General features: G+C 74.8%; 10 protein-coding genes. 9 read left to right on the forward strand and 1 reads right to left on the reverse strand.

The features are described 5' to 3' along the window. The 9 genes from HUW36_RS17455 to HUW36_RS17495 all read left to right on the forward strand — a co-directional run. The coding region (locus HUW36_RS17455; RefSeq protein ID WP_174529146.1) for a hypothetical protein at positions 1–747 on the forward strand (747 nt) is incomplete at its 5' end. Between the two features lie 246 nt (positions 748–993). Next, complete coding sequence (locus tag HUW36_RS17460; RefSeq protein WP_174529147.1) at positions 994–1689, forward strand: dienelactone hydrolase family protein; 696 nt, start codon at positions 994–996, stop codon at positions 1687–1689. Positions 1690–1708: 19 nt separating this feature from the next. Beyond that, entirely contained in the window at positions 1709–2422 is a 714-nt protein-coding gene (locus HUW36_RS17465) for a uracil-DNA glycosylase (RefSeq protein ID WP_174529154.1), read from the forward strand. A 20-nt stretch (positions 2423–2442) separates the two neighbouring features. Further along, positions 2443–3174, forward strand: coding sequence for a DUF4129 domain-containing protein (locus HUW36_RS17470; protein ID WP_174529148.1), 732 nt, complete (start codon positions 2443–2445; stop codon positions 3172–3174). Continuing rightward, complete coding sequence (locus HUW36_RS17475; RefSeq protein WP_174529149.1) at positions 3171–3752, forward strand: hypothetical protein; 582 nt, start codon at positions 3171–3173, stop codon at positions 3750–3752. Before HUW36_RS17470 ends, HUW36_RS17475 begins: the two co-directional genes overlap by 4 nt. Next, positions 3752–4750 carry an AAA family ATPase gene (locus HUW36_RS17480; protein ID WP_174529150.1) on the forward strand — a complete coding sequence of 333 codons (999 nt, stop codon included), beginning with the start codon at positions 3752–3754 and terminating at the stop codon, positions 4748–4750. Before HUW36_RS17475 ends, HUW36_RS17480 begins: the two co-directional genes overlap by 1 nt. Next, a complete protein-coding gene (locus tag HUW36_RS17485; RefSeq protein ID WP_174529151.1) occupies positions 4750–6114 on the forward strand; it encodes a DUF58 domain-containing protein in 1365 nt (454 codons plus the stop codon). Before HUW36_RS17480 ends, HUW36_RS17485 begins: the two co-directional genes overlap by 1 nt. Continuing rightward, positions 6114–6674: a hypothetical protein gene (locus HUW36_RS17490; protein WP_174529152.1), complete on the forward strand. Its 561-nt coding sequence runs from the start codon at positions 6114–6116 to the stop codon at positions 6672–6674. Before HUW36_RS17485 ends, HUW36_RS17490 begins: the two co-directional genes overlap by 1 nt. 102 nt (positions 6675–6776) lie before the next feature. Further along, positions 6777–8111: an NAD(P)/FAD-dependent oxidoreductase gene (locus HUW36_RS17495; protein WP_174529153.1), complete on the forward strand. Its 1335-nt coding sequence runs from the start codon at positions 6777–6779 to the stop codon at positions 8109–8111. A 55-nt stretch (positions 8112–8166) separates the two neighbouring features. On the opposite strand, the gene HUW36_RS17500 is transcribed toward HUW36_RS17495, so the two are convergent. After that, positions 8167–9912 carry a hypothetical protein gene (locus HUW36_RS17500; protein WP_246248203.1) on the reverse strand — a complete coding sequence of 582 codons (1746 nt, stop codon included), beginning with the start codon at positions 9910–9912 and terminating at the stop codon, positions 8167–8169. Between the last annotated feature and the right edge of the window lie 23 nt (positions 9913–9935).

A 9935-nucleotide genomic window follows, 5' to 3' on the forward strand; every position in this document is an offset into this window, starting at 1 on the left:
CGGCCCGCGCGCCTGCGCCGGCTGGCCGCCGTGCGGGACCGGGCGACCACCCAGGTACGCCTGCTCGACCGCCAGCTCGGCCCGCTGGTCGGGCAGGCCCGGGTGGCGGACTTCCTCCGCTCGCTGCGCCCGGCCTGGTGGCTCGTGCGTGGATGGCTGGCCGCGCTGCTCGTCGGCGAGATGACGGGAAGCGACCGGGCCGGTCTGCTGCCCCGGATCGAGGGCAGCGTGCTGGGCGGCCTCGTGCTGCTCGCCGGCGCGATGCTCGCGTCGCTGTGGCTCGGCCGCCGCTCCGGCGACTTCACCGGGTGGCCCCGACGGCTGCACCTGGTCGGGACCGCCGTGCTCGCCGTGTTCGCCCTCGTGGTGGTCACCGACGTGCAGGAGCGGGCCGGCGTCGACCCGGACGCCGACTACCAGCAGGTGTCGGTGGACGGTCGGTTCGACCGGATCGAGGACGTCTTCGTCTACGACCAACAGGGACGGTTGATCCGCGACGCGCAGCTCTTCGACCAGAACGGCGTGCCGATCCGGCTCGGCTGGCCGACCTGCCTGGACTCGTCCGGCTCCGTGCCCGCGCCGCGCAACGCCTACCCGTACTGCCCGGACCTGGCCCCGTTCGGGCCGCCGGAACCGCCGTCACCCGCCCCGCCCGCGCCCTCGGAGAGCGCCACGCCCACGGCGACCGGCGTGCCGCCCGCGCCCACGGCTGCCGCCACGCCAGGCACCCCGTCGCCGACGCGCTGAGCCGGCCACGCCGGTCTACGGTTTCCGCGATCCGCACCTGTCGAGCTGAGTCGTCGACGACATCAGCTCGACAGGCGTCTCCGCCTACACCCGCCACGACGCCGCATCTGTCCGATGGGTTCACAGGAGGTGAATGCCACTGTTCTTCCGTCTTCCCCGGGCCGGTGAGCGCGTGGCACGCTACCGGCACGTAACACCCAACTGTGCGACCAGCCAACGATGACTGACCGCTAGGAGGACGGGCCCATGGGCGAGATGGTGAGCTTCACCGGCAACGGGGGGACGAGCGAGGGGTATCTCGCGATACCCTCCGGCGGTGCGGCGAGCCCGGCGGTCATCGTCATCCAGGACTGGTGGGGCCTGGTGCCCCACGTGCGGGCCGTGGTCGACCGCTTCGCCGACGCCGGCTTCGTGGCCCTCGCGCCCGACTTCCGGCACGGCGGCCCGGCCAGCAAGCCGACCGAGCCCCGGCAGATGCTGAACAGCACGCAGATGGACGAGGCGGCGAGCGACATCGCGGCCGCCGCCGAATACCTGGCGAGCCGACCCGAGGTCGCCGGCAAGGTGGGCTGCGCCGGCTTCTGCGCGGGCGCCAGCCTGGCCCTGTGGTCCGGCACGTTCTCCGAGCGGATCGTCGCCACGGCCGGCTTCTACCCCCGCCTGCCCTGGGAGGGCATGGCCGACGGCAGCGCCCGCTGGGGCGGCTACGCCGGTAAGGCGGCGCTCATCCACTGCTCCGAGGCGGACGGTCTCTCCGCCGCCGACGGGGTGCAGAGCGTACGCCGGTCCATCGAGGCCGCCGGGGGGACCTGCCAGACGTTCGACTACCCGGGTACCGCGCACGCGTTCTTCAACGAGGACCGGCCGGAGCACTTCGACCAGCGGGCCGCCGCGACCGCCTGGGCGCGCACCCTGGAACTGTTCCGGGCGAAGCTTGGCTGAGTCGCGTACCCCCGACGAGGTGGTCGCCCGCGCGGCGCGGGCGACCGACCTGTCCGACCTCGACGGCGCGGTCAGCGACTGCTTCGCCTGCCCCCGCCTGGTGACGTGGCGGGAGGAGGTGGCCCGGGTCAAGCGCGCCGCGTTCCGCGACCAGGACTACTGGGGACGGCCCGTGCCCGGCTTCGGGCCGCCGGACGCGCGCATCGCGATCCTCGGCCTGGCGCCGGCCGCGCACGGTGGCAACCGCACCGGGCGCATCTTCACCGGGGACCGGTCGGGGGACGTGCTCTTCGCCGCGCTGCACCGGGCCGGGCTGGCCAACCAACCGACGAGTGTGTCCGCCGACGACGGCCTCGCGCTCCGGGACACCCGCATCTTCGCCGCCGTGCGGTGCGCCCCACCGGACAACAAGCCCACCCCGGCGGAGCGGGACACGTGCGCGCCGTGGCTGCACCGGGAGGTCGAACTGGTACGCCCCACGGTGCGCGTGGTGGTCGCGCTGGGCGCGTTCGCCTGGGCCGCGTGGTGGCCGGTGCTGCGGCACGTGTACGGGCAGCGCCCGCCCACGCCGCGCCCCGCGTTCGGCCATGGGGCACACTGGTCCGGCGAGTCGGTGCCGACGTTGCTCGGCTGCTACCACGTCAGCCAGCAGAACACGTTCACCGGCCGACTCACGCCGGCGATGCTCGACGACGTGTTCACCCGGGCGAAGCACCTGGCCGGGGTGGACTGAGGAACACCTGAGGCGGTGGGATGGATTTCGGCGTACTGCGCAGGTGGTGGCCGGTCGCGGCGGTGACGGCGCTGCTCGCGATCGCCGCGCTCGCCGCCGGGCACTCGGCCATCGGCGCCAGCCGGATCCCGCCCGCCGCCGACACCATCCCGTACGTGCCGGAGTACCCCTCGGAGACCCCGTCGTTCCCGGTCGAGCCCCGGCAGGCCGGCGAGCAGACCTCCGGCGGGATACCGGACTGGCTGGTCACCGCCGCCATGGTGCTGCTGGCCGCGGCCGTGCTGGCCGTGGTCGGATACGTGCTCTGGACATTCGTCGGCGGTGCGCTCCGCCGGACCACCCGGGCAGTGCCCGTGCAACGGGCCCGGCGGAGCGCCGCGGGCACCGCCCGCGAGGTGATGGCGGCCCTCGACGCCGGACTCGTCGAACTGGACGACCGGTCCACCGACCCGCGTACCGCGGTGATCGCCTGTTGGGTCCGGCTGGAGGAGGCCGCCGAGGAGGCCGGCGTGCCGCGCCTCACCGGGGACACCCCCACCGACCTGGTCGGTCGGCTGCTGCGCGGCGGACCGGCGGCCGGCGTGCCGGCCATCGCCAGCGCCGACGTGCTCGACGGTTTCGCGCACGTCTACCGGGAGGCCCGGTACGCCACCCACCCCGTCGACGAGCGCACCCGGGACCAGGCCCGGGCCGCGCTGCGCCGGCTGCGCGGCGAGCTGACGAGCGTGGCGGCGGGAGCGGACCCGGCATGAGCACCAGCATCGACGACCTGCTCGCGTTCGGTGACGATCCCTCCGGGGAGGTCGAGCGCCCCTCCGGCGGCCGGGCGCGCTGGTTGCTGCGGACCGCGACGGTCACCGCCGCCGCCGTGGTGGTCGTCGTGGTCGCGTTGCGCGCGGTCGGCCTGCTGGTCCCGATCTGGATCGTCGTCGCGGGGGTGCTCGCCGTTCTCGCCGTGCGCCGGGTCACCGCCGCACTCGCGCCCCCGCCGCCACCGCGTGCCGGCGCCCGTACCCCCGCCGGTGAGGAACCCGGCAGCTGGAACTGGTCCTCCCGGGACGCGCTGCGGGCCGCCATCAACGGGTGGGAGCGCCCGCTGGACTGGTGCGGCGGCAACCGGGAGCGGTTCACCGACCGGGTGCTGCCCCGCCTGGGCGAACTGGCCGACGAGCGGTTGCGCCAGCGGCACGGCGTGACCCGCGAGTCGGACCCGGCCCGGGCCCGTGCCCTGCTGGGCGAGCCGCTCTGGACGTTCCTCGGCACTCCCGCCCGCCGCCCCCCGACGCCGCGCGACCTCGCGGTGATCGTCGCCGAACTGGAGAAGATCTGATGAACGACGTGGACCGGAGCATGCCCCCCGCCGAGGTGGGCCGGCTCGCCCGGACCGTCCTGGACGCGGTCGGCACCGTCGTGGTCGGCAAGCGCGAGGCGTTGGAGCTGGTGTTGGCCGGCATCCTCGCCGGCGGTCACGTGCTGCTGGAGGACCTGCCCGGCCTGGGCAAGACGCTCACCGCGCGCTCCTTCGCGCAGGCGCTCGGGCTGGACTTCCGCCGGCTCCAGTTCACTCCGGACCTGCTGCCCGCCGACGTCACCGGCTCCTTCCTCTACGACCAGCGCAGCGGCGACTTCTCCTTCCGCGCCGGCCCGGTCTTCACCAACCTGCTGCTCGCCGACGAGATCAACCGGACGCCGCCGAAGACCCAGTCGGCGCTGCTGGAGGCGATGCAGGAGAAGCAGGTGTCGGTGGAGGGCGTGACCTACCGGCTGGACGAGCCGTTCCACGTGCTGGCCACCGCCAACCCGATCGAGTACGAGGGCACCTACCCGCTGCCCGAGGCACAGCTCGACCGGTTCCTGTTGCGGGTCTCCTTCGGCTACCCGAGCCACGACGAGGAGTGGGACGTGCTGCGCCGGCGGATCGCCCGCCGCCGTGAGGAGGCCGAGATCACGCCGGTGGTGGACGCCGGCACCCTGCGCGCCATGCAGGCCGCGCTGGAGGACGTGGTCGTCGAGGACTCGGTCGGCCGGTACATCGTGGCGCTCACCTCGGCCACCCGTGAGCACCCGTCGGTGCTGGTCGGCGCGTCCCCGCGCGGCTCGCTGGCGTTGCTGCTGCTGTCCCGGGTGCGGGCGGTGCTCGCCAACCGGGACTACGTGGTGCCGGAGGACGTCAAGGCGGTGGCGGCGCCCGCGCTGGCCCACCGGATCACGCTGCGGCCGGAGATGTGGCTGCGCCGGGTGGATCCGTCCTTCGTGGTCGGTGAGGTGCTGGAGTCGACGCCGGCACCGGCCAGCGGCGCGCTGCCCAGCTACGCTGCCGGGCGCTGATGGACGCGCGGGCCGAGCCGGCGAGCGGCTGGGCGCCCACCTGGGCGCTCGGCCGGGCCGTGCTGCTCACCGGGGTGCTCGTCGTCGCGGGTGTGCTGCTCGGCCGGATCGACCTGGTGGCGCTGGCCACACCGTTCGCGCTGGGCACCGCGTACGCGTTGCGCCGCCGGCCGGCCGCGCAGCCGGAGCTGGAACTGGGCGTCGGGGACACCCATCTGGTCGAGGGCGGGCCGATGGCCGCCACCGTGGCGGTGGCCAACCCGGACGTGGTCGGCTACGACATCGCGGTGGTGCGTACCCGGATGTCCCGGTGGCTGCGGGTGGAGCAGGTCGGCTTCGGCGGCTCCGGCCTGGACGTGCGCGGCTCCGGCGGCGCGGACCGACCGTTCGTCACCTCGGTGCCCCGGGGCAGCGCGGTCGACCTGGAGCTGACCGGCACCGCGCTGCGCTGGGGCCGGCACCCGATCGGCCCGGCCGGGGTGCGGGTCGCCGTCGCCGACGGGCTGCTGGTGTCCCGGGCGGTGATCACCGATCCGATCCGGGCCCGGGTCTACCCGCGCACCGAGCCGTTCGACGCGGTCGAGGCGATGCCGCGGGCCGCCGGGCTGGTCGGCGCGCACCGGTCGCGGCGGCCGGGGGAGGGCGGCGAGCTGGCCGGGGTACGCGTCTTCGCCCCCGGCGACCGGCTTCGCCGGATCGACTGGCGGGTGTCGTTGCGGGCCCGGCAACTGCACGTCGCGGCCACCCTCTCGGACCGGGACGCCGAGGTGGTGGTGCTGCTGGACGTGCTGGCCGAGGCGGGCCGCTCCGGCGGGGTGGGCGGCGCGGCGTCGGTGCTCGACACCACGGTCCGGGCCGCCGCCGCGATCGCCGAGCACTACCTGCACCGGGGCGACCGGGTGGCGCTGCTGGAGTACGGGCCGTCCGCCCGCCGGCTGCGCCCCGCCACCGGCCGGCGGCAGTACCTGACCGCGCTGGAGTGGCTGCTCGACGTGCACGCCGAGTCCTCCCCGCACGAGCCGTACGACCAGGTCTTCGGCCCGCAGGTGCTCTCCTCGGACGCGCTGGTGGTGGTGCTCACCCCGCTGCTCGACGAGCGGTCGGCGCAGATGCTGGCCCGGCTGGCCCGGGGTGGGCGGTTCGTGGTGGCGGTGGACACGCTGCCCACCGAGCTGCCGGTGCCGAAGGAACGGGGTTGGGCCGAGGTGGCGTACCGGCTGTGGCGGCTGGACCGGGACACGATGATCGGCCAGCTCCGCGAGCACGGCGTGCCGGTGGTGCGGTGGGCCGGCGCCGGCAGCCTGGACGAGGTGCTGCGGGACGTCTCCCGCTTGGCGACCGCACCGAAGGCGGGGTTCAAGTAGTGGATGCCGTAGTCGAGCGGATCCGGGGGCTGCGCTACGCCGCCGCCCGGGTGAGCCCGCTGCCGCTGCTGGTGCGCGGCGCCATCTTCCTGGTCGTGCTGGCCGGTCTCCTGCTCGCGTACCCGGTGCAGGTGCTGGCCCCGCGTGGGCTGCTCGCCCTGACGGTGGCCGCGGTGCTGCCGGCGGTCGGGCCGCGACGGGTCTGGCCGACGTTCACCGCGCTGGTGACGGTCGCCGGCTGGCTGCTGGCCACGCTCGGCTTCGACCGGCCGCCGGCATTGTGGCGGCTGCTGGCCGTGGCGACGCTGCTCTACCTGGCGCACACCCTCTGCGCGCTCGCCGCGCTGCTGCCGTACGACGGGTTGATCGACCCGGACCTGGTGCTGCGGTGGCTGGCCCGGGCCGGTGGCGTGGTGCTGGCCAGCGCCGTGGTCGGCATCGTGCTGGCCGGGCTCGGCGGGGTCGGCGGGACGGCGGGCTCGCAGGTGGCGACGGTGGTGGGGCTGCTGGTCGCGGTGGGGCTGAGCGCGCTGCTGGGGTGGCTGCTGCGTCGCAGATGACGGGACGCCCCGGGACGTTGCGCAGGTCACACGGGTTGTGCTCCGTCACAGAAGGGGGTCTCGCGCGGGATTACCGGAGCCCCCCGGGGAAAGATAGATGACGTGAATCCGAAGCGGATCCTTGTCGTGGGTGCCGGGCACGTTGGCCTGTACGCCGCTCTGCGCCTGTCCAAGAAGCTGAGCTCCCGTGAGGCCGAGGTCGTCGTCGTCGACCCGCAGCCGCACATGACGTACCAGCCGTTCCTCCCGGAGGCTTCGGCCGGCAACATCTCCCCGCGGCACGCCGTGGTGCCGCTGCGGCGGGAGTTGCGCAAGTGCACGGTGGTGGCCGGCACGGTCACCCGGATCGACCACGACCGGAAGACCGCCGTGGTGCAGCCGATCAGCGGCCCGGCCCGGGAGATCCCGTACGACCACGTGGTGGTCGCCCCCGGCTCGGTGTCCCGCACCCTGCCGATCCCCGGCCTGCACGAGAACGGCATCGGGTTCAAGACCATCGGTGAGGCCATCTTCCTGCGCAACCACGTGCTGGACCGGCTCGACGTGGCGGCCGCCACGACCGACCCGCAGGTTCGCAGCCGGGCGCTGACGTTCACCTTCGTGGGCGGGGGCTACGCCGGCATCGAGGCGCTCGCCGAGATGGAGGACATGGCCCGTGACGCCCTGCGCTACTACCCGGAGCTGAAGCCCGAGGAGATGCGCTGGGTGCTGGTCGAGGCCACCAACCGGGTGCTGCCCGAGGTCGACCGGGACATGGGCGCCTACACGGTGCAGCAGCTGCTGAAGCGGAACATGGACATCCGGCTGGACACCCGGCTGGAGTCCTGCGTCGACGGCATCGTGAAGCTCTCCGACGGTGACAGCTTCCCGTCCGACACCATCGTGTGGACGGCCGGCGTGAAGCCGTCGCCGATGCTGGACGCGACCGACTTCCCGCGCGACGAGCGCCGCCGGATCACCTGCCGGCCGACGCTCCAGGTGGTGGACGGCGACCGGGTGGTCGAGGGCGCGTGGAGCGCCGGCGACTGCGCCGCGGTGCCGGACCTGACCAAGGAGCCGGGCAACTTCTGCTCGCCGAGCGCGCAGCACGCGGTGCGGCAGGCCGCCCGGATGGCCGACAACATCGCGAACGTGATCCGCGGACGCGAGCCGGTCGACTACAAGCACAAGCACGCCGGAAGCGTGGCCAGCCTCGGCCTGCACAAGGGCGTGGCGCAGGTCTACGGCGTGAAGATGACCGGTTGGCCGGCCTGGTTCATGCACCGGACGTACCACATGTCGCGGATCCCCTCGTTCAACCGCAAGGTCCGCGTGGTGGTCGACTGGTCGCTGGCGTTCTTCCTCAAGCGTGAGGTGGTCGCGCTGGGCCAGCTGCACGACCCGCGCGAGGAGTTCGCCGAGGCGTCCGCCCCGCCGGTCGGCGCGGCGCGCGTCTGATCGACAGCGGAAAGGGCCCTTCCCGTACGGGAGGGGCCCTTTGTCGTGTCCGGGGTCAGAACCGCCAGGTCCACGCGTCGGCGATCCGGGTACCGGGGCCGAAGAGCTGTTCCAGGGTGCGGCGCAGCAGGTCCGCGTGCGGCGCGTCGTCGGTCAGCGCGACGCACGACGCGCCCCAGGAGTCGACGTCCCGGGCGGCCTGCCGGCGTTGCCGGTCGCCGACCGCCGGCGTCACACCGCGCCGGGCCACGTCGGCCAGCAGCGCCGAGGTGGGTCGCTGCCAGGTGCCCATGGTGGCCGTGCCGCCCTCACCGTACGGGCCGATGAAGAAGCCCTCGGGCATGCCGAAGGCGACGTCGGTGGCGGTGGCGGTGGCCCAGCGCATCGGCCACGGGTCCTTGGGGGTGGCCGTGGGCACCGGCACCAGCACCCCGCCCGGGCGGACGCACTGCCGCCAGTGGCCGCCGGTGACGAACTCGGGCAGCGCGGGCCGCTCGACGGTCGGCAGCGGGGTGGGGAAGACGCTGAGCAGGGCGGCGCCGACCGCGGCCGGGACCAGCCGGCCGGCGCGACCCCGGTCCTGTCGGGCCTGGTGCACGGCGAGCGCGAGGAGCGTGCCGACGAGCGGCAGCACCGCCAGCGCGAAGCGCATCGGCAGCGCGCCGTCCACCACCGGCAGACCGGCCAGCAGCGCGTACGGGCCGGGCACACCGGTCCGTTCCCCGCCCACCACGACCTCCGGGCCGAGCGCGAGCGCGGCCGCCACCAGCGCCGCGGCCACCACGGCGACCACCAGCGCGCGCCGGCGCAGCCAGACCGCGCAGGCGACCGTGACCAGCAGCAACGGCCAGCCCAGGAACGTGGTGAACTCGGCCGGCCCGGTGGTCAGCCGGACCGCCTCCGGGCTGCCGAACACCGTCAGCGCGGAGAGCCGGGTCCAGCCGGTGAGGTCGGCGGAGAAGTAGGCCGGGGGGAAGATCCCGTCCGCGACGCCCTGCGGCCCGGCGAACTGGACCCAGAGCGGGTACGCCAGCACCATCAGCGCCAGCCCGGCGGCGCCGAGCAGCCCGCCGGCGAAGGTGGGCAGCGCCCGCCGGAGCAGGTCCCGGTCGGTCAGCGCGTACGCCACGGCCGTCACGGCCAGGGTGAGCGCGGTGAGGAAGAGCACCTCCTCGCCGACGAAGACCTGGACGGTGGCCACGACGGCCAGCCCGAGCGCGGCGGAGGCCGCCCGCATCCGGTCCGGCCCGTCCGTACGCCCGGCCGGGTCCGCGGCGCGCAGCAGCCGGACCACCAGCGCGACCAGCACCGGGACCAGCCACTGCGCGGTCATGTGCAGGTGGCCGTTGCTCTGCGAGACCATGCCCGGCCCGAAGCCGCAGACCGCCGCGCCGAGCGCGGCGGCGAGCGGGCCGACCCGCAGCGTCCGGGTGAACAGCAGGTACCAGGCGAGCGCGGTGCCGGCCATGTTCCCGGCGACCAGCAGGGCGAACGTGACGGGCGCGCCGAACGCCAGGGTGATCGGGGCGAGCAGCACGCCGAGCGCGACGACCGACGTGTTGGCCATCAGGTTCACCCCGTCCGGCGCGTTCAGCCGGTCGGTGACCAGGCTGAACTCGCCGTGCAGGGCGCGCGCGTCGAGCGCCAGGAACCACTCGTACAGGGTCTGGTCGGCCGGGTTGAGGGCGAGCATCCGGCTGCCGGGCGCGGGCCACAGGCCGTGGGTGAGCCAGCCGGCGAGCGCCACGAACAGGAGCGCGACCACGAGGTCCGTCCGCCGGCGGTGGACGGCGGCCCGCAGCCGGGTCGCCCGGCCCCCGCCGG

Origin of the sequence: Micromonospora maritima (assembly GCF_902825405.1) — a bacterium.
GTDB classification, from domain to species: domain Bacteria; phylum Actinomycetota; class Actinomycetes; order Mycobacteriales; family Micromonosporaceae; genus Micromonospora; species Micromonospora maritima.

Bases quoted from the DNA above. Each gene is read 5' to 3' on its own strand.
- HUW36_RS17475 (WP_174529149.1), top strand. From the start codon at position 3,171: ATGAGCACCAGCATCGACGACCTGCTCGCGTTCGGTGACGATCCCTCC.
- HUW36_RS17485 (WP_174529151.1), top strand. From the start codon at position 4,750: ATGGACGCGCGGGCCGAGCCGGCGAGCGGCTGGGCGCCCACCTGGGCG.
- HUW36_RS17470 (WP_174529148.1), top strand. From the start codon at position 2,443: ATGGATTTCGGCGTACTGCGCAGGTGGTGGCCGGTCGCGGCGGTGACG.
- HUW36_RS17460 (WP_174529147.1), top strand. From the start codon at position 994: ATGGGCGAGATGGTGAGCTTCACCGGCAACGGGGGGACGAGCGAGGGG.
- HUW36_RS17480 (WP_174529150.1), top strand. From the start codon at position 3,752: ATGAACGACGTGGACCGGAGCATGCCCCCCGCCGAGGTGGGCCGGCTC.